The organism is Mycolicibacterium chitae (assembly GCF_900637205.1).
Classification (GTDB): domain Bacteria; phylum Actinomycetota; class Actinomycetes; order Mycobacteriales; family Mycobacteriaceae; genus Mycobacterium; species Mycobacterium chitae.
Window position 1 is genome coordinate 1,430,774 of sequence record NZ_LR134355.1, and the last position, 25,002, is coordinate 1,455,775.

The 25,002-nt window shown below is 67.2% G+C and carries 24 protein-coding genes; 15 read left to right on the forward strand and 9 right to left on the reverse strand.

Annotated elements, in window-relative coordinates; genetic code table 11:
- The first annotated feature begins 82 nt into the window (after positions 1–82).
- Positions 83–1,255 carry an acyl-CoA dehydrogenase family protein gene (locus EL338_RS06945; protein WP_126333058.1) on the forward strand — a complete coding sequence of 391 codons (1,173 nt, stop codon included), beginning with the start codon at positions 83–85 and terminating at the stop codon, positions 1,253–1,255.
- A gap of 81 nt (positions 1,256–1,336) precedes the next feature.
- Here the strand turns inward: EL338_RS06945 and EL338_RS06950 are convergent, their stop codons facing one another.
- From EL338_RS06950 to EL338_RS06960, 3 genes are read right to left on the reverse strand one after another with little or no spacing between them, the layout of a single operon-like run.
- A complete protein-coding gene (locus EL338_RS06950; RefSeq protein ID WP_126333059.1) occupies positions 1,337–2,701 on the reverse strand; it encodes a cytochrome P450 in 1,365 nt (454 codons plus the stop codon).
- Positions 2,702–2,753: 52 nt separating this feature from the next.
- Positions 2,754–2,945, reverse strand: coding sequence for a ferredoxin (locus EL338_RS06955; RefSeq protein WP_126333060.1), 192 nt, complete (start codon positions 2,943–2,945; stop codon positions 2,754–2,756).
- Positions 2,946–2,993: 48 nt separating this feature from the next.
- Positions 2,994–3,854, reverse strand: a complete 861-nt coding sequence (locus EL338_RS06960; RefSeq protein WP_126333061.1) for a mycofactocin-coupled SDR family oxidoreductase — start codon at positions 3,852–3,854, stop codon at positions 2,994–2,996.
- A 336-nt stretch (positions 3,855–4,190) separates the two neighbouring features.
- On the opposite strand from EL338_RS06960, the gene EL338_RS06965 reads away from it, so the two are divergent.
- From EL338_RS06965 to EL338_RS07015, 11 genes are read left to right on the forward strand one after another with little or no spacing between them, the layout of a single operon-like run.
- A complete protein-coding gene (locus EL338_RS06965; RefSeq protein ID WP_126333062.1) occupies positions 4,191–5,693 on the forward strand; it encodes an aldehyde dehydrogenase family protein in 1,503 nt (500 codons plus the stop codon).
- Complete coding sequence (locus tag EL338_RS06970) at positions 5,690–6,898, forward strand: CaiB/BaiF CoA transferase family protein (protein ID WP_126333063.1); 1,209 nt, start codon at positions 5,690–5,692, stop codon at positions 6,896–6,898. Before EL338_RS06965 ends, EL338_RS06970 begins: the two co-directional genes overlap by 4 nt.
- A 14-nt stretch (positions 6,899–6,912) precedes the next feature.
- Positions 6,913–7,284, forward strand: coding sequence for a hypothetical protein (locus tag EL338_RS06975; RefSeq protein WP_126333064.1), 372 nt, complete (start codon positions 6,913–6,915; stop codon positions 7,282–7,284).
- Entirely contained in the window at positions 7,274–8,095 is an 822-nt protein-coding gene (locus EL338_RS06980; protein WP_126333065.1) for an MlaE family ABC transporter permease, read from the forward strand. The genes EL338_RS06975 and EL338_RS06980 overlap by 11 nt, the downstream gene beginning before the upstream one ends.
- A 14-nt stretch (positions 8,096–8,109) precedes the next feature.
- A complete protein-coding gene (locus tag EL338_RS06985; protein WP_126333066.1) occupies positions 8,110–8,967 on the forward strand; it encodes an MlaE family ABC transporter permease in 858 nt (285 codons plus the stop codon).
- Between the two features lie 20 nt (positions 8,968–8,987).
- A complete protein-coding gene (locus tag EL338_RS06990; RefSeq protein ID WP_179967175.1) occupies positions 8,988–10,193 on the forward strand; it encodes an MCE family protein in 1,206 nt (401 codons plus the stop codon).
- Entirely contained in the window at positions 10,190–11,215 is a 1,026-nt protein-coding gene (locus tag EL338_RS06995) for an MCE family protein (RefSeq protein WP_126333067.1), read from the forward strand. The genes EL338_RS06990 and EL338_RS06995 overlap by 4 nt, the downstream gene beginning before the upstream one ends.
- Entirely contained in the window at positions 11,215–12,297 is a 1,083-nt protein-coding gene (locus tag EL338_RS07000) for an MCE family protein (RefSeq protein ID WP_126333068.1), read from the forward strand. Before EL338_RS06995 ends, EL338_RS07000 begins: the two co-directional genes overlap by 1 nt.
- Positions 12,297–13,751, forward strand: coding sequence for an MCE family protein (locus EL338_RS07005; RefSeq protein ID WP_126333069.1), 1,455 nt, complete (start codon positions 12,297–12,299; stop codon positions 13,749–13,751). The genes EL338_RS07000 and EL338_RS07005 overlap by 1 nt, the downstream gene beginning before the upstream one ends.
- Positions 13,748–15,103: an MCE family protein gene (locus tag EL338_RS07010; RefSeq protein ID WP_126333070.1), complete on the forward strand. Its 1,356-nt coding sequence runs from the start codon at positions 13,748–13,750 to the stop codon at positions 15,101–15,103. The genes EL338_RS07005 and EL338_RS07010 overlap by 4 nt, the downstream gene beginning before the upstream one ends.
- On the forward strand, positions 15,103–16,872 hold the full coding sequence (locus tag EL338_RS07015) for an MCE family protein (RefSeq protein ID WP_126333071.1): 1,770 nt from the start codon (positions 15,103–15,105) through the stop codon (positions 16,870–16,872). The genes EL338_RS07010 and EL338_RS07015 overlap by 1 nt, the downstream gene beginning before the upstream one ends.
- Before the next feature lie 143 nt (positions 16,873–17,015).
- Here EL338_RS07015 and EL338_RS07020 read toward each other — a convergent pair whose 3' ends face one another.
- Together EL338_RS07020 and EL338_RS07025 are read right to left on the reverse strand one after the other, a co-directional pair.
- The gene (locus EL338_RS07020) at positions 17,016–17,489 is read right to left on the reverse strand and encodes an Rv2253/PknI dimerization domain-containing protein (protein ID WP_435404890.1); all 474 of its coding nucleotides are present in this window, start codon (positions 17,487–17,489) and stop codon (positions 17,016–17,018) included.
- Positions 17,490–17,639: 150 nt separating this feature from the next.
- The gene (locus EL338_RS07025) at positions 17,640–18,353 is read right to left on the reverse strand and encodes an Rv1363c family protein (RefSeq protein WP_235666393.1); all 714 of its coding nucleotides are present in this window, start codon (positions 18,351–18,353) and stop codon (positions 17,640–17,642) included.
- Between the two features lie 187 nt (positions 18,354–18,540).
- Here EL338_RS07025 and EL338_RS07030 point away from each other — a divergent pair, with 187 nt between their 5' ends.
- Positions 18,541–18,945, forward strand: a complete 405-nt coding sequence (locus tag EL338_RS07030) for a hypothetical protein (RefSeq protein ID WP_126336719.1) — start codon at positions 18,541–18,543, stop codon at positions 18,943–18,945.
- A 41-nt stretch (positions 18,946–18,986) separates the two neighbouring features.
- Here EL338_RS07030 and EL338_RS07035 read toward each other — a convergent pair whose 3' ends face one another.
- Together EL338_RS07035 and EL338_RS07040 are read right to left on the reverse strand one after the other, a co-directional pair.
- Positions 18,987–19,406, reverse strand: a complete 420-nt coding sequence (locus tag EL338_RS07035) for an Rv2576c family protein (RefSeq protein WP_126333072.1) — start codon at positions 19,404–19,406, stop codon at positions 18,987–18,989.
- Between the two features lie 2 nt (positions 19,407–19,408).
- The gene (locus EL338_RS07040) at positions 19,409–19,882 is read right to left on the reverse strand and encodes a hypothetical protein (RefSeq protein WP_126333073.1); all 474 of its coding nucleotides are present in this window, start codon (positions 19,880–19,882) and stop codon (positions 19,409–19,411) included.
- 156 nt (positions 19,883–20,038) lie between these two features.
- On the opposite strand from EL338_RS07040, the gene EL338_RS07045 reads away from it, so the two are divergent.
- Together EL338_RS07045 and EL338_RS07050 are read left to right on the forward strand one after the other, a co-directional pair.
- Positions 20,039–21,583, forward strand: a complete 1,545-nt coding sequence (locus EL338_RS07045; protein ID WP_126333074.1) for an AMP-binding protein — start codon at positions 20,039–20,041, stop codon at positions 21,581–21,583.
- Positions 21,573–22,565 (forward strand): NAD-dependent epimerase/dehydratase family protein, encoded by a 993-nt coding sequence (locus EL338_RS07050; protein ID WP_126333075.1) that lies wholly within the window; start codon positions 21,573–21,575, stop codon positions 22,563–22,565. Before EL338_RS07045 ends, EL338_RS07050 begins: the two co-directional genes overlap by 11 nt.
- Here the strand turns inward: EL338_RS07050 and EL338_RS07055 are convergent.
- A complete protein-coding gene (locus EL338_RS07055; RefSeq protein WP_126336720.1) occupies positions 22,562–24,208 on the reverse strand; it encodes an FAD-dependent oxidoreductase in 1,647 nt (548 codons plus the stop codon). The two genes, EL338_RS07050 and EL338_RS07055, sit on opposite strands and share 4 nt — an antisense overlap.
- A 29-nt stretch (positions 24,209–24,237) precedes the next feature.
- Complete coding sequence (locus tag EL338_RS07060; protein WP_126333076.1) at positions 24,238–24,963, reverse strand: IclR family transcriptional regulator; 726 nt, start codon at positions 24,961–24,963, stop codon at positions 24,238–24,240.
- Between the last annotated feature and the right edge of the window lie 39 nt (positions 24,964–25,002).

Consider the following 25,002-nt stretch of genomic DNA (forward strand, 5'->3'; position numbering starts at 1 on the left):
GATTCCAGCATACTAGAATGATATTCTCCAATGAAACCACGACTTTGTCGCCTATATCTAGGGCCCAGGACCGAGGAGAACAGTGCAACTGGATTTTGATGCCGATGTCGAGCGGTTTCGCGGCGAGTTCGTCGCCTTCCTCGACGAGCACCTGCCGGCGGAGAGCGAGACCGCCGAACGCTCGCAGACCTGCTCGCACATTCCGGAATGGGCCCGTCGCTGGCAGCGTCTGCAGTTCGAGCACGGCTGGCTGCTGCCGGGCAACCCGCCGGAGTTCGGCGGGCGCAACGCCACCGTGGTGGAGCAGTACGTGCACCGCGAGGAGTTGTCCAAGCGGCGCATCTATCACAGCTACAACCCGCAGGGTGTGGGCATCGTGGCCGCGTCGATCCTGTCGTTCGGCACCGACGAGCAGAAACAGAAGTGGGCGGTGCCGATCCTGCGCGCCGAGATGACGGCCTCGGTGGGCATGAGCGAACCGGGTGCGGGCTCGGACCTGGCGTCGCTGCGGACCAAGGCGGTTTCCGACGGCGACCACTTCGTGGTCAACGGCCAGAAGGTGTGGACCTCCGGCGCCCACGACGCCGACGTGCTGTTCACCTTCGTGCGCACCGATCCCGATGTGCCCAAGCACAAAGGTCTGTCGGTGCTGATGATCCCCACCGACACCCCCGGCCTGGTGCGGCGCCCCTTCCCGACCGTGTGCCACCACGACGACCTCGACTTCAACGAGGTGTTCTTCACCGACGTGCGGGTGCCGAAGGAGAATCTGATCGGGCCGCTCAACGGCGGCTGGCGGGTGGCCAACGGTGCCCTGGGCCACGAGCGCACCATGATGTGGATGCAGTACGCCGACCGGTTGCACAACCTCGTCGAGGACTTCCGGCCCGAGGATGCGCTGGGCCGCGACCGCTACGCCACCCTGGTGATGGATTACCACGCGCTGCGGCTGCTGGGTTCGGCGGCGATCGCCAAGGCCGCCCGCGGCGAAGAGGACATGACCACCATCTCGGTGCTCAAAGTGCTTGGCTCCGAAGCCGAACGGGATGCCACCGAGGCGGCCCTGGACGGTGCGGGCGTGGACGGTCTGCGTCATCCGGCCAACACGTCGTCGTACCAGCCCTACGACCTGGACTACCTGTCGGCCAGCTGGATCGAGCGTTACTTCCGCAGCTTCGCGGGGACCATCGCCGGCGGCACCTCGGAGATCCAGCGCAACATCATCGCGCGCGGCCTCGGCCTCCCGATGTCCTAAGCGATTGTCTTAAGCGATTTGGGCGTGATTTCCCACGGTCACCGTGGGAAATCACGCCCAAATCATTGTCAGGGGCCAGTATCAGGGCCAGTCGATGACGGCCGCTTCCTTGCGCTCGGTGATCGGACGCGCCAATTCCTGCTCGTTGCAGATGCGCTGCAGGTTCTCCAGCGTCTCGTCCAGCTTGGGGCCCAGCGGCTTGCTCGGGGTGAAGGTGGCCGGCAGGTTCCGCATGCCCTGGATGACGCCGATGGTGTCGTAGTGCACCGCGCCCTCGGGGTCGCAGACGTAGTCCGGCATCCGGTCGAGCACCGCGGTCAGCATCGACTTGAACACGGTGCGGGCCACGTTGGAGCCCACGCAGCGGTGCACGCCGATGCCGAAGCTGAAGTGCCGGTTGCCCTTCCGCTCCATGATCAGCTCGTTGGGCTGCTCGAAGACCGCCGGGTCCCGGTTGGCCATGGCCCAGGACAGCCACAGCCGCTCGTACTGCTTGAACTGCTGGCCCATCACCTCGACGTCCTCGGAGAAGGTGCGGCCGTCCCCCGGGGCCGGGGTGAAGAACCGCAGGAACTCCTCGGTGGCCGGGTTCAGCAGCGTGTCGCGGTTCTCGCTGAGTCGGGTCCGCTCGTCCGGATGCTCGCCCAGCCATTCCAGGGCGTGGGCGGTCAGCGCGGTCGTGGTGTCGAAGCCGCCGCCGATGACCAGGCCCAGGTTGCCCAGGATCTCCATGTCGGGAGCGGGCTCGCCGTCGATGCGCAACTGCAGCAGGGCATTCACCAGGCCCGGGCGCGGGTTCTCCCGGATCTCCATCATGTTGTTGATGATGTCGATGCCCATCTCGCGATGCTGCTCGTTGATCTTCTCGCGTTCGGGCGCATGCTCGGGGGTGTAGACGGAGGCGTGCGTGGGCTCGCTGTAGACGTTCCACTTCTTGAGCTCGATGCCCATCATCGCCAGCGTCAGCACCGCGGGCACGACGTTGGCCAGATGCTCGACGAAGTCGATCTGACCGGATTCGATGTGCTCGTCGAGTGCGGCGCGGGTGATCTCGTGGACGAACGGCTCCCAGCGCTTGATCGCCGCCGGGGACAGGTAGGGGTTCAACGCCCCGCGGTACTGGCTGTGCTCGGGCTCGTCCATCTCGAGGATGCCGCCGCGAACCACGGTCGCGCGACTGGCCTTGGGAATGGTGATGCCCTGGAACGGGGTCTCACCGGAGATGTCGTGATGGTTGGACACCGCGGGGCAGCGGGCGAGTTCGAACACGTGCGCGCTGTCCGCGGCCACCCAGTGCCCGCCGTGGGTATCGGTCCAGGCCATCGGGCACTTGGCCTGCATCTCCTCGGTGATCTCTTGGAACTGCAGCCGATACTCGGGGGTGTGCCGGTCGAAGTGATACCGGTTCTTCTTGCGGTCGTCGGTCGTGACATCGTCGATGCTCACGGCGTTGTCTCCTTGTTCTGGCCGATCGGACAGCCCCGCGGGGCGACCAGGCTCATTCGATGATGATGGCTTGTTCCGGACAGGACTGGGCGGCCTCACGTACGGCGTCCTGCTGATCGTCCGGGACGATCTCGTTGACGGCCGAGGCGTGGCCGTCAACGTCGTCGAGCTCGAACGAATCGGGCGCGATCATCGAGCACAAGGTGTGGCCCTGGCACTTGTCGCGGTCTACCCAAACCTTCATCGTGTTTTCCTCTCGCGCCCAATCATCTTGTGCTGCAACCGGATGGGATCAAACGTGGTAGTCGTACCACTTGAGGTAGCCGCCGGCGTCGACGCGCAACTGCATGCCGGTGACGTAGCGGGATTCGTCCGAGGCCAGCCACAGCACCGCGTTGCTGATGTCCTCGGGCTCGACGTAGTTGACCTTCATGGCCTGCTGCACGCCGAAGACCGGCTCGGCGTCGGCGCGCGTGGGCTTCTCCAGGTCGGGCCGGAAGCTGCGGTACATCGGCTCGCTCTGCAGCATGTCGGTGTTGCAGTTGGTCGGGTGGATGACGTTGGCGCGCATCCCGCGCACGGCGATCTCGGTCGCCAGGTAGTGCACGTACTCGGAGATCATCCGCTTGGACACCATGTAGCCCATGCCGCCGGGATCGCCGCCCGGGTTGGGCTTGTTGTGGGCGTCCATGAGCGCCGCCGCGGAGGCGGTCGCGATGATCGAGGCGCCCTCGGTCAGATGCGGCAGCGCCACCTGGATGGCGTTGATGGTGCCGATCAGGTTGGTGTTGATGCCGTCGGTCCAGGCCTGCATCGGCGGCTGGCCCTTCATGCCCGCGACGCCCGCCTGGGCGACCACGACGTCGACCTTGCCGAACTCGGCCAGGCCGGCCTCCAGCGCGCTGCGCAGCTGGGCGACCTCGCGCACGTCGGCCTTGGCGGTCACGATCCGCTGCCCGGTCTTCTCGACCAGGTTCTTGGTCTCCTCGAGATCTTCCGGGGTCGCCATCGGGTAGCCGATGGTCTCGAGGTCCTCGCACAGGTCCACCGCGATGATGTCGGCGCCCTCTTCGGCCAACCGCACCGCGTGGCTGCGGCCCTGACCGCGCCCCGCGCCGGTGATGAATGCGACCTTGCCTTGAACGCGTCCCACAGAGGTTCCTTTCACTTGGTTGTCGAGCTACCCGGCTCGGGGGTCAGGTGGGAGGCGGGCAGGCCTCGGCGACCGCCGTGCCCGGTGCGGGACCGGGAACCGGATGACGCCACCTGAAAGAATCTCCCTTTCGATTGTGAGAACCGTACTCTCCGCGCCACTCGTCCCGCAAGGTTACTGCACTAAGAGTCTCAAAAGTGCCCAGGCCAGGACCGCGTCGCACCGGGTGTTGACAGGCGCCTCCGAGTCCTGCTTAGTTTCTTGAGTTCTCGCCTGGCGAATGTAAGATTCGCCGAAGATGAGAATCCAGTTATCAACTAGCAGGAAGGCCGCTTGATGGGATCCCCTGAGTCGGCAACGGCGACCAAGCAGCAGGCCGCGCCGGACCGTCGGTTGCTCATCGGCGGCAAGCTCGTCGAGACCGAGAAGACCTTCGCGAGCCTCAATCCCGCCACCGAAGAGGTGCTGGGTCACGCGCCGGACGCCGGCATCGCCGAGGCCGAGGCCGCCATCGCCGCGGCGCGGGCCGCCTTCGACGAGACCGACTGGTCGACCAACAAGGAACTGCGGGTGCGCTGCCTCGAACAGCTGCACCGCGCCCTGGTCGACCACCGCGCCGAGCTGGGGCAGCTGACCACCGACGAGGTGGGCGCCACCCCCGCGCTGCTGGCCGGCGCGCAGTACGACGGACCCGTCGAGATCGTGCGCTACTACGCGGACCTGTTGAAGAACACCGAGCTGACCGAGGACCTCGGCAATGTCGAGGCGCGCGGCGCGCTGCATCACCGCTGGGTGGAGAAGGAAGCCGCCGGCGTGGTCGCGGCGATCATCGCCTACAACTATCCGAACCAGCTGGCCCTGGCCAAGCTCGCCCCGGCGCTGGCCGCCGGTTGCACCGTGATCCTCAAGGCCGCCCCGGACACTCCGCTGGTCACGCTGGCGCTCGGCGAACTGATTGCCAACCACACCGACATCCCGGCCGGCGTGGTCAACGTGCTCTCCGGGGCCGACCCGGAGGTCGGCGCCGTGCTGACGACCAGCCCGGACGTCGACATGGTGACCTTCACCGGCTCCACGCCCACCGGCCGGGCGATCATGTCCGCCGCCAGCGCCACCCTCAAGCGGGTGTTCCTGGAACTCGGCGGCAAGTCCGCCGCGATCGTCCTCGACGACGGCGACTTCAACACCGCCGCGGTCTTCTCGGCGTTCTCGATGGTCACCCACGCCGGACAGGGCTGCGCGCTCACCTCGCGGCTGCTGGTGCCGCGCAAGCACCACGACGAGATCGTCGAGCTGATCAAGACCAACTTCGGCCACGTCCGCTACGGCGACCCCAACGATCCGAAGACCTACATGGGCCCGCTGATCAGCGAGAAGCAGCGGGACAAGGTCGACGGCATGGTCCAGCGCGCGGTCTCCGCCAGCGCCACCCTGGTCACCGGCGGCGAGAAGAAGGGGCCGGGCTACTTCTACACCCCGACCCTGCTGGCCAACGTCGACCCGGACAGCGAGATCGCCCAGGAGGAGGTGTTCGGCCCGGTGCTGGCGGTCATCGCCTACGAGGACGACGACGACGCGGTGCGCATCGCCAACAACTCCATCTACGGCCTCTCGGGCGCCATCTTCGGCAGCCACGAGCGGGCCCTCGGCCTGGCCCGCCGGATCCGCACCGGAACGTTCTCCATCAACGGCGGCAACTACTTTCACCCGGACGCGCCGTTCGGTGGCTACAAGCAGTCCGGCATCGGCCGCGAGATGGGTGCCGCCGGTCTCGAGGAGTTCCAGGAGACCAAGACCTTCGCCGTTCCGGTCGCCGCCGAGTCGGGAGCGCAGGCATGAGCGGGCCGCTGGAGGGCATCCGGGTCCTCGAGGTTGCGATGTACGGCTTCGTCCCGTCGGCCGGCGCGGTGCTGGGGGAGTGGGGCGCCGAGGTCATCAAGGTCGAACACGCCGTCACCGGCGATCCGCAGCGCGGGCTGCGGCAGACCGGCCTGCTGCGCGTGGAGGGCGACCCGAACCCGAACATCGAGCACGCCAACCGCGGCAAGCGCAGCATCGGTCTGGACATGTCGGTGCCCGAGGGCAAAGAGGTCCTGCTCGAGCTGGCCAAGCGCGCCGACGTGTTCCTGACCAGCTTCCTGCCCGGACACCGGCAGAAGTTCGGCATCGACGTCGAGGACATCCGCGCGGTCAACCCGAAGATCATCTACGCACGCGGCAGCGCACTCGGCCCGCGCGGCGAGGAGTCGGTCAAGGGCGGCTACGACATGACCGCGTTCTGGTGCCGGGCCGGCACCGCGCGCACCATCACCCCGCCCGACACCCCCGGCATGGTGGGCCCGCCCGGACCGGCCTACGGCGACACCATCTCCGGCACCAACCTCGCCGGCGGCATCGCCGCGGCCCTGCTGAAGCGGGAACGCACCGGCGAGCCGTCGGTGGTCGACGTCTCGCTGCTGGGTAGCGGCCTGTGGGCCCTGGGGCACACCGTCGCCCTGACCAACTACCTCGGTGAGCGCATGGAGGCATTCCCGCCGGGAACGCAAGGCTCGCCGTTCAATCCGCTGGTCGGGCTCTACCCGACCGCCGACGACCGCTACATCTCGTTCGTCATGATGCAGCCGACGAAGTTCTGGGCCGACGTGTGCCGGCACATGGACCTCGAGGATCTGATCGACGACCCACGGTTCGCCACGGCCGAGGCGATCGCGGAGAACACCGCGACCGCCAACGAGATCCTGACCGAGGCAATGCAAAAGCGGACCCTGCCGGAGTGGAGCGAGCGCTTCACCACGCTGGCCGGGCCCTGGGCCCCGGTGCAGGACACCCTGCAGGCCGCGCAGGACTCGCAGATCCGGGCCAACGAGTACCTCGTCCAGGCCGGCGAGATGGAACTGGTCTCCAACCCGGTCCAGTTCGACGTCGCCGCGCCGAGCACCGGGCCGGCGCCCGGATTCGCCGAACAGACCGACGACATCCTGCAAGAGTTGGGTCTGGACTGGGACCGCATCATCGAACTCAAAACGGCCGGCGCCGTCACCTAGCCGAAAGCCACGACATGTCCTGCACCGCCGCGATCGGCACCGTACTGCCCAGTTCGGGCTGTGATGTGCGTCGCACCGTCGGCGCCTCCTCGGGTGCCGTCACCTTTGCGCGGGGGCGCGGCAGTGACGGCGTTACACTTCACGGCGGTTTTGTTGCGGAACTGCGCAAAGTGATCACGGCGATCGGGCTGATCGGCTATGAAGATCAGGGCCCCGATACCAGCGGAGTCGCTCAAGGTGTGGGACTGTTTGGTCGGACAGGGGGAGACGCCATCAACGCACTCGGCAGCGCCCGCAGCGGGCTTTCGCAGCACAGTGACGGTACGACCGCGGTTTCGGCCGTCAGCACCCCCGAAAGTCCGGAAGGGGCGAGTCGTGGCAAATAAAGAGGCGGTCAAGGGGCCGGAGCGTTGGTCGGTCGGTATTCCGAAGCTGCGCAACGCCTCCGGGGCGTTTCAGGCAATCGGCGGTTTGTTTGCCATGTCGGCCGACGCGGTGCGCTACATCTTCGTCCGCCCGTTCCAGTGGCGGGAGTTTTTGGAGCAGTCGTGGTTTGTGGCGCGGGTGTCGTTGGCGCCGACGTTGTTGGTGGCGATTCCGTTCACGGTGTTGGTCAGCTTCACGTTGAACATTTTGTTGCGGGAGTTGGGGGCGGCGGATCTGTCGGGGGCGGGTGCGGCTTTTGGTGCGGTGACGCAGTTGGGTCCGATGGTGACGGTGTTGATCGTCGCGGGTGCGGGGGCGACGGCGATGTGTGCGGATCTGGGGTCGCGGACGATTCGTGAGGAGATCGACGCGATGGAGGTGTTGGGGATCAACCCGGTGCAGCGGTTGGTGACTCCGCGGATGCTGGCCTCGGGTTTGGTGGCGTTGTTGCTGAACAGTTTGGTGGTGATCATCGGGATCCTGGGCGGTTATGTGTTCTCGGTGTTCATCCAGGATGTGAATCCGGGGGCGTTCGCGGCGGGGATCACGTTGTTGACCGGGGTGCCGGAGGTGATCATCTCGTGTGTGAAGGCGGCGTTGTTCGGGTTGATCGCGGGGTTGGTGGCCTGTTATCGGGGGTTGACGATCACCGGTGGTGGTGCCAAGGCGGTCGGTAATGCGGTCAACGAGACGGTGGTGTATGCGTTCATGGCGTTGTTCGTGATCAATGTGATCGTGACCGCTATCGGTATCCAGATGACGAATAACTAGGCGGGGCGCACGCTATGGGTACTTCGACATTGTTACGGCAGCGGTTTCCGCGGTTGGTCGGCCAGGCGGGCCGGCCGGTGGATTTCTTTTCCCGTATCGGTGATCACATCTTGTTCTACGGTCGCGCGATTGCCGGGGTGCCGCACGCGACGATGCATTTCCGCAAGGAGATCATCCGGTTGATCGCCGAGATCTCGATGGGTGCGGGCACGTTGGCGATGATCGGCGGGACCGTGGTGATCGTCGGGTTCTTGACGTTGGCCACCGGTGGGGTGTTGGCGATCCAGGGGTATTCGTCGCTGGGCAATATCGGTATCGAGGCGTTGACGGGGTTCTTGTCGGCGTTCATCAATGTGCGCATCGCTGCGCCGATCGTGGCCGGGATCGGGTTGGCCGCGACGTTTGGTGCGGGGGTGACCGCGCAGTTGGGGGCGATGCGGATCAACGAAGAGGTCGACGCGTTGGAGTCGATGGGGATCCCGCCGATTGAGTATCTGGTCTCCACGCGGATCATCGCGGGCATGACGGCGATCACGCCGTTGTATGCGATCGCGGTGATCATGTCGTTCGTGGCGGCGCAGTTCACCACGGTGGTGCTGCTCGGGCAGTCCGGTGGGTTGTACAACCATTACTTCTATACGTTCTTGAATCCGATCGATCTGTTGTGGTCGTTTTTGCAGGCGATCCTGATGGCGATCACGATCTTGTTGATCCACACCTACTTTGGCTATTTCGCCACCGGTGGGCCGGCCGGGGTCGGCGCCGCGGTCGGTAACGCGGTACGCACCTCGCTGGTCGCGGTGGTCAGTGTCACCCTGCTGGTCTCACTGTCGATCTACGGCTCCAACGGCAACTTCAACCTCAGCGGATAGCGGATTCGGGAAACAGAACTGTGACAGACAATCTCGGACGCGGTAGGGCCTGGGCCCGGCCCGTGGCGGGCGGGGTGGCGGTGCTCGCCATCCTCGGCGTCATCGCCCTGGCGGTCGCGCTGTTCCAGGGCAGCTTCACCAAAACGGTGCCGGTGACCCTGATTTCGGATCGGGCAGGCCTGGTGATGAACCCGGACGCCAAGGTCAAGATGAACGGTGTGCAGGTCGGCAAGGTGGCCGCCATCGAGACGCGCCCGGACGGCACCGCGGAGTTGCACCTGGCGATGGATCCGGGTCAGCTGCGGCTGATCCCGTCGAACGTCACCGCCGACATCGAGTCCACCACGGTCTTCGGTGCCAAGTTCGTCAACCTCAAGGCGCCGGAGAACCCGTCGCCGCAGAAGATGGCGGCCGGCCAGGTGCTGCGCGGCGACCACGTCACCGTGGAGATCAACACGGTGTTCCAGCAGCTGACCCGTGTGCTGGACAAGATCGACCCGGTCAAGCTGAACGAGACCCTCGGCGCCATGTCCGCGGCCTTCGGCGGCCGGGGCGAGAAGATGGGGCGGACGCTGACCGAGTTCGAGGCGCTGCTGGAGAAGCTGGAGCCCAGCCTGGCGAATATGGCTCGCGATACCGAGGCCACGGCCGTGGTGGCCGACGCCTACGCCGACGCGGCGCCGGATCTGATGCGCACCGTGGAGAACACCATCCGGGTCAGCGACAGCATCGTCGACGAGCAGCAGAACCTGGATGCCTTCCTGGTCAGCATGATCGGGCTCGCCGACGTCGGCAACGACGTCCTGGGCGGCAACCGCGCCGCGCTGAGCGAGACGCTGCGGCTGCTGGTGCCCACCACCGATCTGCTCAACGAATACGCGCCGGGTCTCAACTGTGCCCTGGGTGGCATGGCCGTGCTGGCCAAGCAGCCGCCGGCCGCCGACCCGGGTATCGCGGTGAACGTGGCCTTCACGCTGCACATCGAGCGTTACCGCTACCCGTCGAGCCTGCCCAAGGTCGCGGCCAAGGGCGGCCCGCAGTGCATGGGCCTGCCGGACATCGGATTTGCGAACAAGGCGCCGTACCTGGTGACCGACACCAACTCGAACCCGTGGCAGTACGGAAACCAGGGCATCCTGCTCAACTCCGATGGTCTCAAGCAGTTGCTCTTCGGACCGCTGGACGGCCCGCCGCGCAACACCACACAGGTTGGACATCCGGGATGACGCGTACCAGAAGCACCCTCGTCAAGTTCGGCATCTTCGCGACCATCATGGTGTTGCTGACCGCCTTCCTGTTCATGGCGTTCGGCGAGTACCGGGGTGGGGCCACGTCGAAGTACTCGGCGGTGTTCGCCGACGCGTCCCGCCTCGAGGGCGGCGACTCGGTACGTGTCGCCGGTGTCCGGGTCGGCACGGTGGATTCGGTTGCGCTGCAGCCCGACCGGACCGTGCTGGTGAAGTTCAACGCCGAGCGCGACATCAAGCTGACCACCGGCACCAAGGCCGCCGTGCGCTACCTGAACCTGGTCGGCGACCGGTACCTGGAACTGCTGGACAGCCCGGGTTCGACGAAGATCCTGCCGGCGGGGTCACACATCCCCGAGGAACGGACCCAGTCGGCACTGGATCTCGATCTGCTCCTCGGGGGCCTGCGACCGGTGATCCAGGGCCTCAACCCGCAGGACGTCAACGCGCTGACCTCGTCGCTGGTCCAGATCCTGCAGGGGCAGGGCGGCACGTTGGAGTCACTGCTGAGCAAGACGTCCTCGTTCTCGACCACGCTGGCCGATAACAACCAGGTGGTCGAGCAGTTGATCGACAACCTCAACACGGTCGTCGAGACGCTGTCCGAGGACGGCGACAAGTTCTCCGGCAGCATCGACCGGCTCGAGCAACTGATCAGCGGGTTGTCCGAGGACCGAGATCCCATCGGCACGGCCATCACCTCCTTGGACAACGGCACCGCATCGCTGGCCAGTCTGCTGGCCGAGGCGCGTCCGCCGCTGAGCGCCACCGTTGATCAGCTCAACATCCTGGCTCCGCTGCTGGAAGCCGGCTCCCCGAATCTCGATGCGGCACTGCAGAAGATGCCGGAGAACTACAAGAAGCTGCGCCGATTGGGCGCCTACGGCAGCTGGATCATGTACTACATCTGCGGGCTGTCGTGGCGAGTCACCGACCTCCAGGGACGGACTGCGGTCTTCCCGATGCTGAAACAACTGAGTGGGAGGTGCGCGGAGCCCTGATGCTTAAGTACCGCGAATCCAATCTTGTTCGCGCGGGCTTCATCGGCGCCGCGCTGATGGTCCTCGTGATCGCCGTCGGCTTGCAGCCCGAGCGGCTCATGCAGTGGGCCACCTCGGTCCGTCACCAGGCCCTGTTCTCCGAGGCCGGCGGCCTGATCGTCGGCAACGACGTGACGATGTCCGGCATGAAGGTCGGCTCGGTCTCCGCCGTGGAGCTCGAGAACGGCGACGCCCTGGTGACGTTCACGGTGTCCGGCAAGCAGCCGCTGGGCTCGCAGACGACCGCGCACATCCGCACCGGCTCGTTGCTCGGCGAGCGTGTGCTGACCCTTGAGTCCGAGGGCAGCGAGAAGCTGTCACCGGGAACCGTGATCCCGGTGACCCGGACGTCGTCGCCGTACTCGCTGACCGACGCGATCGGTGAGCTGACCACCAACACCGAAGGCACCGACACCGCTTCGCTGAATCAGTCCCTGGACACGCTGTCGGCGACGCTGGATCAGCTTGCCCCGCAACTCGGTCCGACGTTCGACGGGCTGTCCCGGCTTTCGCGGTCGATCAACAGCCGCAACGAGAACCTGGCCGCCCTGCTCGAGAGTGCCGGCGACGTCACCAAGGTCCTGGGGGAGCGCAGCGAGAAGCTGAACACCTTGATCCTCAACGCCAACGATCTGCTCGGCGTGCTCAACGACCGGCGCGAAGCGATCGTGGATCTGCTGGCCAACACCGCCGCGGTGTCACAGCAGCTCAGCACGCTGGTGGCCGAGAACGAGGCCGAACTGGCTCCCACCCTGGAACGGTTGAACGTGGTGACCGCGATGCTGGAGAAGAACCGCGACAATATCGGTGAGGCGTTGCCGGGTATCGCGAAGTTCCAAGTGACACAGGGCGAAACGCTGGCCAACGGCCCGTATTACAACGCCTACGTGCCCAACCTGCAGCCCGCGCAGCTCATCCAACCCTTCCTGGATTACGCGTTCGGGTTCCGCCGCGGGGTCAATGCCGGGCAGCCCGGCGATGACGCCGGCCCGCGCGCCGAGTTGCCGCTGCCCTACAACGGGATTCCCGGAGGTTCGCGCTGATGAACCGCAAGCGTTTGGTCGGACCCCTGGCAGTGCTGCTGGCCGTGGCGCTGGTGGCGGGCGTGGCATATGTGGTGCGGCAGCAGTTCTTCGGCTCCAAGACCATCGAGGCGCTGTTCACCTCCGCGACCGGCATCTACCCCGGCGACGAGGTGCGGGTCTCCGGTGTCAAGGTCGGCACCATCGAGGCGATCAAGCCGGAGGGCACCCAGACCAGGGTGGTGCTCGAGGTCGATCACGATGTCCCGGTCCCGGCGGAGGCCAATGCCGTGATCGTGGCGCAGAACCTCGTCGCGGCCCGCTATGTGCAACTGGCGCCGGCGTATCGGGGCAGCGGTCCGACAATGGCCGACGGCACCGTGATTCCGTTGGACGCCACCGCGGTCCCGGTGGAATGGGACGAGGTCAAGACGCAGTTGATGCGGCTGTCCACCGAACTCGGCCCGCAGAGCGGGGTCGACGGCACGTCGGTCTCCCGCTTCATCGAGAGCGCGGCGAGCGCCATGGACGGTAACGGCGCCAAACTGCGCGAGACCATCTCGCAGCTGTCCGGGGTGTCGCGCATCCTGGCCGAAGGCAGCGGCAACATCGTCGACATCATCACCAACCTGCAGACCTTCATGACGGCCTTGAAGAACAGCAACCAGCAGGTGGTGTCGTTCCAGAATCGCCTGGCGACGCTGACCAGCGTGGTCGACGGCAGCCGCAGCGACCTCGACGCGGCGCTCAAGCACCTGTCCGTGGCGGTCGTGGAGGTGCAGCGGTTCGTCGCCGGCAGCCGGGACCAGACCGCCGAGCAGATCGAGCGGCTCGGGAATGTCACCCAGAACCTCGTCGACCACAAGATCGATGTGGAGAACATCCTGCACGTCGCGCCGAACGCGTTCGCCAACGGTTACAACATCTACAACCCGGACGCCGGCACCGCGGTCGGTCAGTTCGTGCTGAACAACTTCTCCAACCCGGTCGAGTTCATCTGTGGCGCAATCGGTGCCATCGAGAACACCACGGCGCCGGAGACCGCCAAACTGTGCTCGCAGTACTTCGGGCCCGCGCTGCGGATGATCAACTTCAACCACCTGCCGTTCCCGATTGCGCCGTACCTGATGCCGTCGGCGAACCCGGAGAACATCATCTACTCCGAGCCCGGTCTGGCGCCGGGTGGCGGTGGTGGCTCCCCGGAGGCGCCGGAGCCGCCGCCGGCCGTGTCGGCGTACCCGCAGGATGTGCCGCCGGGACCGCCCCCGTTCACCGGTCGGGCTCCAGGAGTGCCACCGCCGGGCGCGCAGCAGATGCTGCCGGGTGCGCCGCCGGTCGTACCGCCGAACGTGTTGGCCAATACGCCGGACATGCTCAACCCGGCCGGCGCTGCGCCAGGACCGGCCCCGGGCCCGGCACTGGCCGCTGAAGTACCCGCCGGAGCGCCTGCCGCAGAAGGGACGCCGCCAGCATGATGGGCAAGAGATCCATTCGACTGGGGATCGGGGCTGCCTGCGTGGTGGCGCTGACCACCAGCGGATGCGCGTTCCAGGGCGTCAACTCGCTGCCGCTGCCCGGTGCGGTGGGCCGCGGTGCGGAGTCTCAGGTCTTCCACGTCGAGATCGCGAATGTGGCCACGTTGGAGCCGAATTCGCCGGTGATGATCAACGACGTCGTGGTCGGCAGCGTGCGCAAGATGACCGTGCGCGACTGGCACGCCGACGTCGAGTTCTCGGTGGAACCGGGTATCGAGGTGCCGTTGAACGCGGTCGCGACCATCGGCCAGACCAGCCTGTTGGGGTCCATGCACCTGGCGCTGAACCCGCCCGTCGGTGAGGCGCCCGGGGATCCGTTACCAGCCGGGGCGACAATCGCCCTGGACAATGCCTCGACCTATCCGTCCACCGAGCAGACGTTGTCCTCGCTGGCGGCGGTCGTCAACGGCGGCGGTCTCGGCCAACTCGGCGATGTGATCCACAACTTCAGCGCCTCGCTCAACGGCCGCGAATCCGAGGTACGTGATCTGTTGGTCCGGCTGGACACCTTCGTCGGCACGTTGGACGCCCAGCGCGACAACATCGTGGCGTCGGTGGAATCGCTGAACCGGCTATCAGCTACGTTCGCGGGCCAACGCGACACCATCACCCAAGCGCTGGAACGGATTCCGCCGGCCCTCGATGTGCTGATCCAGCAGCGGCCACGGTTGACGACGGCGTTGCAGAAGCTCGGCACCTTCAGCGATACCGCGCACCAGTTCGCCAACGAATCCCAGGCCGACCTGGTGCAGAACCTGAAGAACCTGGAACCGACCATCAAGGCACTCGCCGATATCGGACCCGACCTGGGCGAGGTGTTGGGCTACGCTCCGACGTTCCCGTACACGCAGAGCTTCATGGACCGCGGTATCCGGGGCGACTACTACAATCTGTTCGCCACGGTCGATCTCACCATCCCGCGGTTGAAGCGGACCCTGTTCCTCGGAACCCGCTGGGAGGACACCGATGCGCAGTTGGTCCCGGCACCCGGCGATCCGTACTACATGAACTACACCTACGACCCGCTCAAGACCGGGGCCAACCCGCCGCCGCCGGACGCGTTCCCGTCCGGGCCGGAAGGTGAGGCACCCATCGGTCTGCAGCAGGGACCGATGCCCCCGGTGCCCGCCGAGGTGGGCCCGATTCTGCCGGTGACCCCACCGCGACCGCTGCAGGTACCCGGTGCGCCCGTGTACCTGACGGCGCCGCCGGCGAAACCGGGTGATCCCATCTTCGCCGGACCCTATGGGGCCGAACCGAATTCGCCGGTGCCGACCAACGGAGGTGGCTGATGCTCACGCGTTTCGTCCGAACGCAGCTGATCCTCTTCACCATTGCCTCCATCGTGGGCGTGGCGGTCATGCTGTTCGCCTACATGCAGTTGCCGACGCTGTTGGGGGTCGGTCGCCTGACCGTGAAGATGGACCTGCCGGCCACCGGTGGTCTCTATCAGTTCAGCAACGTGACCTACCGCGGCTCGCAGATCGGCAAGGTCACCTCGGTGGAGCTCACCGAAACCGGTGCGCGGGCGACCTTGTCGTTGGATCGCTCACCGAAGGTGCCCGCCGATCTTCAGGCGCACGTGCTCAGCATGTCGGCGGTGGGTGAGCAGTACGTGGATCTGCAGCCGCGCACCGATTCGGGGCCCTACCTGGAGAACGGGTCGGTCATCGCGGCGGCGGACACGACCATCCCGCAGGAGGTCGGTCCCATGCTCGATCAGGTGAGCGCCCTGATGGATACCATCCCGCAGGACACGCTGAGTCACCTGCTCGACGAGACCTTCGAGGCGTTCAACGGCACCGGTTACGATTTCGGTTCGCTGCTGGACTCGGCTGCCACGATCACCAGGGACGCCAACGCCATCTCGGACCGGACCCGCGCGCTGATCGACGACTCCGTCCCGTTCCTGGAAGCCCAAGAGCAGACCACTGATTCGACCCGGACATGGGCGCGCAGCATGGCCGGCATCACCGGGCAACTGTCCGACAACGACCCCGAGTTTCGGTCGGTGTTGGCCAACGGCCCGGGCTTCGCACAGGAGACGTCCCGGCTGCTCGAGCAGGTGAAGCCGACATTGCCGGTGTTACTGGCGAATATGACCACGATCGGCCAGGTCGGCGTCACCTACAACCCGTCGATCGAACAGCTGCTGGTGTTGCTGCCGCCGTATGTCGCGCAGATCCAGACCTACGCGCCGATCAACAACCCGGTGGGTATGCCCGGCGGCGACTTCTCGCTCGGTCTGGGTGATCCCCCGTCCTGCACGGTGGGCTTCCTGCCCCCGTCGGCGTGGCGTTCGCCGTCGGACACCGAGGTCATCGATACCCCAGACGACATCTATTGCAAGTTGCCGCAGGATTCGCCCATCGCGGTCCGCGGCGCGCGCAACTATCCGTGCATGGGTCATCCCGGAAAGCGCGCACCCACCGTCGAGTTGTGCAACGACCCCGAGGGTTTCCAGCCGCTGGCCACCCGTCAGCACGCGCTGGGCCCGTACCCGATCGATCCGAACCTGATCGCCCAGGGCATCCCACCGGACAACCGGGCGCTGCCGGACTCGCAGACCTTCGGGCCCATCGAGGGCACCCCGTTGCCGGTCGGTGTCACCGCTCCGCCCCCGCCGGCCCCGCTGTCGCCGCCCAACGCGCCGCCGCCGAGCTTTGCCGGCACCGGCCCGGGTCCGCTGCTGCCGGGACAACCGATCTATCTCGATCCGCCGGTGACTCCGCCGCCGCCCGAGCAGATCTACAATCCGGCGACCACGCCGGATGACCCGGCCCACTCGCCGCATGCCACCGAGGTGCCGTTGCCCCCCGGTGCGGCGCCGGACCAGGTTCCGCTGCCCCCGGGCGTGGTGGGGATTCCCAACCCCGGCACGTCGGCTGCGCCGCAGGCCGCCCCAAGTGCCTTCGGCAGCAACGGATCTGACGGCCCGTCGGTGGCGGTGGCCAAGTACAACCCGCGCACCGGGGAGTACATGGGCGCCGACGGCAAGCTGTATCAGCAAGCGGATCTGGCCCAGACGCCAAAGTCCTGGACGGATCTGCTGCCCACCTAGGGCACGCGCAAAGCAAACCGGCCACGGGATCCCGTGGCCGGTTTTGCGTTCTCTGGTTGTGTCGGCGAGATTGTCGTCAGGGTTGGGCCCAGGCAGAAGGGGCGACCCCGACGGCAGTTTCGCGGCCTCGGGTGGACCGCGTGTCAGATCTTCTTCATGTAGAACGGCATGCGGATGTGCGGCCACTGGTTACGGCCGCAGGAGCCGCTGGGGCCCGTGGTGACGTCCTCGCCGGTGTACTCGTCGGACTTGGCGTCGACACGCCCGTCAGCGCCCACGGGGTAAATCAGGATGGTCTGCAGGCCTTCGATTGGTGCCCCGTCCGCGCACCAACGCCATTCCGGCACCGCGCGCTTGAGGTACCAGACACCACTTTTCGTGTAGATCGGAGCGGACCAGCCCGCATCGCTGTGGACCGTGCCGGCGCAGTCGACCGGCGTGGTGCAGACCGTGGAGATGTTCCAGGTGCCGCGCGTGCTCGGCTGCTCCTGGTAGCGGTCATTGACCTTGGCCCAGACGCCGTTGGAGGAGGTCGCGAAGGTGCCGTTGATGCCCCACTCGGGATTGGCCCCCGCGACGGCCGGATTACTGACTCCGGCCGCGACCAGGGTCGCCAAAGCCGCCGCCGTCACACTCGCCCTAATGGCCGACATCACTGCGCTCCTACGTCCGGCGATAGTCTCATTCTCAGAAGCGGAGAATATCACTGTCGCTATGGCTCGAGGTGGGGATCCGACCCAAATTATGCCGTCGGGGGGCGACTTACGTCAGAGAAAATCGACCCGGGCGATCTTGAGCTCGTCACCATCGCGAGCCAGGGTCACCGCCACCCGGAACCGCTGGGGGTCCTTGCGGGCGTCCTGGGCGTTGGTGGCCTGCGATTCGGCCGCCACCAGGACCACCGGGGATTCCTCGGCGACCGATTCCACCGCCACCGAATTCACCGTCACCTCGGTGATGACCTTGGAGGCTTCCAGCGATTCGACCAGGAACTCCGACTGGGCCTCGAATTCCTCCCTGAATTCGCCGGTGGCGCTGTCGATCACGCGCTGCACATTCTCCTCGGCGTTGGTGAAGTCCAACGACATGAGGTTGACCACGCCTTGTCGCGCGACGGCCGCGTACTCGGCGTGGCGTTCCCGCTCCTGGTCGACGCTGTGCTGCTGCCAGGCCATGAAAGCGCTGAACCCCACCAACCCGCAGACCGCCAAAGCTGCTGCCGCTACGGCGATCGCAGCCCAGGTCGCCGTGGATCGGCGAGCGGCCGCGGTGGGGTGTGGGGCGGGTTGTTCGAGGCCGGCCTGGGTTGCGACGCCGGCCTCCGCCTGGCGGCGCAGCAGTTCGGCGCGGGCGCGGGCCGCGTTGGCGCGAGCCTCGGCCAGCGCGGCCTGCGCCTCGGCTTCCTCGGCCGCGGCCTGGTTCAACGGGTCGAGGGCCGCCGCGGCGGCCGACTGGTCGTTCTCGGGTGGCTCAACTGCCATGACCCGCCTGCTCCGTCTGTCGGGGTGGTCGCGCTGGCCGTCGATCGGCCGCGCGCGGCTCTGAGAAACTCACTGCAGCCTAGCGTTTCAGCGGACCCCGGGGCGGGGGAGTGCCCATTGGCTGAGTAATCTTCTCCGAAATGAAGAGTTTCGTTTCCAGCTGTGCGAAAGTAATGACGTGCGTGTGATGGTGATGGCCGCCGCTGCGGCGACGGTAGCCGCGATGCTCAGTGCGCCTGCTGCAACGGTGAGCGCTCCGGTGGCCCAGGCCGGGCCGCAAACCTGCAACGACGCCTTCTGCGTCCCCGGCATCCGGCCCAACGTGGTACTCGGGTCGTACTGCGACAACACGTCCTACTTCGTGTTCGGCACGGCGGTGGCCGGTCCGTCCATCCAGCCCGGCCGGCTGGTCTTCTGCGGATCGCCGCGCCGCTACGAACCTCGGTGGTTCCGTTCTCCACCGCTGGCGGGTATCCGCGACGAGGGCAGCAAGTGCTCGAACGAACTGCACATGGTTGCCCAGGCCCCCGACGGTCTGTTCCTGAGCTGCATCGCACACAGCGGCGAATCGCTGTGGCGGCGCGGCGACTGACGCCGCGGCATCAGTCTTCGGCGGGCGAGTGGTCTTCGTAGTTACCAGTTGCGAATCGAGCACAGCGCGCCCTTGGGGCCGCTGTCGGTCTTGACCACCACGCCGTCGACGGTGAGTTCACAGCTGTAGCCCGGCACCGGGAAGTTCGGGGCCTCTCCGCTCTGCACGGTCACCATGGCCCACATGCCCGGGTCGGCCAGATGCGCCTCGAGCACCCACGGCTGGTCGGGTCCCACCTCGACGTCGGCCCGCGGACTGAACATGTACGGGTTGTGGCTGTAGTCGGAGAACAGCGCGGGCTCGGTGTCCCGGTAGTAGATGTGCGACCAGATGGGCGCGTTCGCGGTCACGGTGTACCGGACATGGTGCAGGACCGGCTCGTTCGCGCCGACCGGGGCCGCGATAGAGACGGACCCGCCCAGCATCGCCAGCGCGGCTGCCGTGGTTGCCAATGCGCGCATCGTCACATCCTCGTCAATGAGATGGGATAGGTGAAGCTGCCGCCGGGGGCGCCGTCGCACCCGGCCGCGAAGTGCGAGACCATCTCGCCGGCCAAGGTGTCCATGTGCCAGCGGTAAACATCGTGGGTGGGAATCGTCGGACCGTAGTAGATGTCGCCGCAGCGCAGACCGAACGGGTCGTCGATCACCATGGTGTAGAACCCGTCGTCACCCAGCACGGCGTCGGCGTGGGTGTAGACCGCCTTGGCGACCGGTTGGGGGATCGTCAGGATCCGCATACAGGTGGCCCCCTCGGCCGGCACTCCCTTGCACGGTGTCAGCGTAGAGAAGATCCAGGTGTGGAAGTCGCGCCGGTCCGGGATGTGCAGGTTGTAGTTGCCGAAGTACATCGCGTTCGCGGTGGGCGCCACCGAGATCGCGGCCGCCACCAACACCACGCTGGCCACCGCGCTCAGCGCGGCCCGAATGGACTTCACGGGCTTCCTCCACGGTTCTCGGACTGTCCGGCTGACTATAAAACCCCGAGCCAGGCCATTGGGCCGAAACCGGAATCCCGCCTTCGCCACACCGGAGATTGGCATTCTCGAATCCGGAGAATAGCATCATCGGCGACGGTGAGGAGCGAAGAGCCGATGCGAACGATCCCCGACGAACTCGTCCAGCGGTACCGAGAAAATGGGTGGTGGACCCCCGACACCCTCGGCGACCTGCTGGCGCGGGAACTGCCGGCCGGAGCCGACCTGGAGTTCCGGGTGCACTCGAAGGTCCGCCCTTATCGGGGCACCATCGCCGAAGTGGAGACGACGGCGCGACGGCTCGCGGCCGGTCTGCACCAGCGCGGGGTGCGCGCGGGTGATGTGGTCGCCATGCAACTGCCCAACTGGGTGGAGGCCGCCGCAACGTTCTGGGCCTCGGCCTTCCTCGGCGCGGTGGTGGTACCGATCGTGCACTTCTACGGCCGCAAGGAACTGACCCACATCCTCGGCGATGCCAAACCCAAGGTGTTCATCACCGCGGACTCGTTCGGGCGCATGGAGTTCGAGCCGGACCTTGCCGCCGACATCGAGATCGTGGGTGTGGTCGGCGGGCCCCGGCCCACCTTCGACGACCTGCTCGACGAGGTGCCCTTCGAGGGGGTGCTGCCCGCCGACCCGGCCGCCCCGACGCTCTACGCCTACACCTCGGGCACGACCAGCGCGCCCAAGGGCGTCATCCACAGCCACCAGAGCCTGGTCCACGAGACTCACCAGCTGGTGGGGCAGAACATGACGGACACCGGCAAACAGCTGATCGCCACGCCGGTGGGGCATTTCATTGGTATGGTCGGCGCGTTGCTGATGCCGGTGCTGGCTCGGCACCCGATCCACCTCACCGACGTCTGGGATCCCGGAGTGGCGTTGGCGCTGATGAAGAGCGACGGGCTGGCCATCGGCGGCGGTCCGCCCTACTTCATCACGAGCCTGCTGGACCATCCCGACTTCACCACCGAACACCTGGCGGGGGTGCGCACCGTCGGGCTGGGCGGGTCGACCGTGCCGATCGCGGTCACCCAGCGGCTCACCGATCTCGGCATCAACACCTACCGCTCGTATGGCAGCACCGAGCACCCGTCGATCACCGGTTCCCGCTGGGACGCGGCGCAGGACAAGCGGCTCTACACCGACGGCTGCCCGCTCTCGGGGGTCGAGGTCAAGCTGGGCGACGACGGCGAGGTCTTGTCCCGCGGACCGGACCTGTGCCTGGGCTACACCGATGATGCGTTGACCGCCAAGGCATTCGACGACGACGGCTGGTATCACACGGGCGACATCGGCACGCTCGACGACGACGGCTACCTGACCATCACCGACCGCAAGTCGGACATCATCATCCGCGGTGGCGAGAACATCAGCGCGGTGGAGGTCGAGGAGACGCTGCTCGGCATGCCGGCGGTGGCCGAGGCCGTCGTGGTGGCCGCCCCGGACCCCCGCTACGGCGAACGCGCCGCCGCGGTGCTGCGCATCCACCCCGGCCACGAACTGCCCAGCCTCGACGAGGTCCGCCGGCACTTCGAGGCCTCCGGGGTCGCGCGGCAGAAGTGGCCCGAGGAACTGCTGCGGGTCGACGAGTATCCGCGCACCGCCAGCGGGAAGGTGCAGAAGTTCAAGGTCCGTCAGGCGGTGCGCGGTGACCGGTAAGAAACTGGTGCTCGGGGCCAGCGGGTTCCTGGGCTCGCATGTGACCAGGAAGCTGGTTGAGGCCGGCGAGGACGTGCGGGTGATGCTGCGAAAGACCAGCTCCACCAAGGCCATCGACGACCTCGACGTCGAACGCTGCTACGGCGAGCTGTCCGATGCCGACGCGGTGCGCGCGGCGATGACGGGCTGCGATGTCCTCTACTACTGCGTGGTGGACGCCCGGATGTGGCTGCGGGACCCGGCGCCGCTGTTCCGCACCAACGTCGACGGGCTGCGCGACGTCCTGGACGTTGCCACCGAACCGGAGATCGCGGCGGACCTGCGCAAGTTCGTCTTCACCAGCACCATCGGCACCCTGGCCATCAGCAAGACCCGCCTGGTGACCGAGGACGATCCGCGCAACTGGGACGAGGGCGGTGCCTACATCGAGGCCCGCGTGGCCGCCGAGGACCTGCTCTTCGACTACGTCCGCGACCGTGGCCTGCCCGGCGTCGCGATGTGCGTCTCGACCACCTACGGCCCCGGCGACTGGCAGCCGACCCCGCACGGCGGTCAGGTCGCGATGGTGGCCGCGGGCAAGATGCCGTTCTACCCCGACTTTGGCCTGGAGGTGGTGGGCATCGAGGACGCCGCGCGGGCCATGCTGTTGGCCGCCGACAAGGGCCGGGTGGGGGAGCGCTACATCATCTCCGACCGGTTCATGACCATGCGCGAGATCCAGAGCGTCGTCGCCGAGGCCGCCGGGGTGCGTCCGGCGCGAATCAAGGTGCCGCTGCCGGTGTTACGGGTGGCCGCCCGGCTCAACGATGTGGCCGCGCGGCTGCTGCGCCGCGATCTGCCGTTCGCCGCGGCGGGGCAGCGGATGGCGGAGCTGATGTCGCCGCTGGATCACGGCAAGGCCGAACGCGAACTGGGTTGGAAGCCCGAACCGGTGGAGGAGTCGCTGGCCCGGGCCGTCGCCTTCTTCCGCTCCCGCCCTTAGTCGACCGAGCGGCCCGTCGCGGCGTGATGGCCCGCGCGGAAGCCGAACACCATGGCCGGTCCGATGGTGCCGCCGGCACCGCCGTAGGCGCGACCGGTCACCCCGGCCATCGCGTTGCCCGCCGCGTACAGCCCGGGGATCGGCGCGCCGCAGACGTGCAGCACGCGCCCGTCTCGGTCGGTGCGCGGCCCGCCCTTGGTGCCCATCGCGCCCAGGGCGACCGGGACGGCGTAGTACGGCGCGGTGTCGAGCGGGCCCAGCGTGCGTCCCGCGTCGGTCGACGCGTCGGGGTCGCCCCAGTACCCGTCGTAGGCGCTGCTGCCGCGGCCGAACTCGGGATCGCGGGGATCGTCGCCGGCAACGTTGCGGTTCCAGTCGGTCAGGGTGCGGGCCAGACCTGCCGCGTCGATCCCGGTCTTCTCCGCCAATTCGTCGAGATCGGCGGAGGCGCAGAACCATTCGGGGGCCTGCTCGGCGGGTTCGACACCGAGGAACCCGTAGCGCTCGAGGTGTCGGTGGTCGAATACGATCCAGGCCGGGTCGTTGACGTAGCCGTCGCGCGGATGCAGGTACTGGAACGCGCCGGCCATCGAGTTGTAGTCGCAGGCCTCGTTGATGAACCGCCGGCCGGCGCGATTGACGATGATGCTGCGCGGCCGGGTCCGCTCCAGGCGCACGCTGCGGCTGCGCTGATGGCCGTCGATGGTGTCGTCGGGGATCTGCACGATGGGCACCCACCACGCCTCGCCCATGTTGGCCAGGTCCGCGCCGTGCGCCATCGCCATCCGCAACGCGTCGCCGGTGTTGTTCGGCGGGGACACCGGGCCGTGCATGGGGCCGCGCAGGAACGCCTCGACCAGGGCCGTGTCCCATTCGAATCCGCCGTTGGCCAGGACCACGCCGCGCTGCGCCCGGACGTTGATGGTGTTGTCGCCGGAGCTGATTCGCACCCCGACGATGACGCCGTCCTCGGCGATCAGTTCGACGGCCCGGGTCCCGGTGAACGGGGTGATCCCGGCGTCGAGCACGCCCTTGAGCAGTCCCGCGATCATCGCGGTGCCGGCGACCACGATGTCACCGGAGGTGTCGTCGATGTCGGCGTGCAGCCGCGCGCGGGTCTCGGCGTCGATCCCGACGTTGCTGAAATCCGGTGGGAAGGACGTGATTCGGTCGCGCCAGGCCGGGATGCGGTTGAGGTCGTAGGGGACCGGCCCCAGCGAGCGTCCGCCACCCGGGCGGCCGCCGGGCAGCTCGGGCTTGTAATCGGGGAAGCCGGTGGCGATCTCGAAGCGCATGTCGCTGTGCGCCTCGACGAAGTCGATCATGGCCGGGCCGGTGCGCACGAAGGTCTCGACCAGTTCCTCGTCCATGGCGCCGAAGGACTGTGCGCGCAGGTAGGCCATGGCGTCCTCGACGGTCAGTTCGCCTTCGGGCGAGCGGTGATGCGCCGGGATCCAGGCGATGCCGCCCGAGACCGCCGTGGTGCCGCCGACGGTCTCGGCCTTCTCGTACACCTCCACCCGCATGTCCACGTCAGCGCCCGCGACCACCGCGGACAGGGCCGCCGTGAGACCCGCCCCGCCGGTGCCGAGCACGACGACGTCGGCTTCGCGGTCCCACTTGGTTGCGTTCAGTTCCCCCATGGCCACACGCAGATCCTTTCGGTAAGACGTCAGTTCAATATCACCGACAGCTCTTCGGCTGCCTTGATCACCGCGTCACGACCGCGCTCGACGACGTCCTCGCGATGGGAGATCAGGTTCAGGCACGTCGCCGGGGCCGGCGGCAGGCGATGCACCGGTACGGCAAGGCCATAGGTGTTGGGTTCGATCTCGCCGTGGGTGATGACCCAGCCCTGCTCGCGGGTCAGGGTCACCAGGTCTCGTTCCTCGGGGCGCGGCGGCATGCTGGCCAGCAGCGCAATTCCGGCGGCGCCGCGGTCCAGCGGGTAGCGGCTGCCCTCGTGGAAGGACAGTTGGTAGGCCACCTGGGTGGGCACGATCACCGCGATGGCCACCTGATGATCACCCTCGGCGACCAGCATCGAGACGGTGGTGGACAACTCGTCGGCCAGGGCGCGCAGGCGCGGCAGGCACACCTGCCGCAGGTTGTTGTCGAAGGATGCGCCGAGGGCGACCAGGCCGGCGGCGGGGCGGTAGCGGCCGTCCTCGGCCTTGGCCACCATCCGGAACTGCGCGAGCGTGCTCAGCAGTCGGTAGGCGATGGTGCGGTGCACGCCGATGCGCTCGGCGACCTGTTGCGCGGTCAACCCGCCCGGGGTGGCGGCGACCACCTGGAGCGCGGTCAACCCGCGGGCCAGTGTCTGCGAGCCCGGTGCGCCGGTGGCGACAACGGGTATCGGCTGCTCGGTCGCGGCGATTCCTCCCTTGACAGACATCACCCAAGAGAGTGATGCTCTATAGATAGTGCACATCGA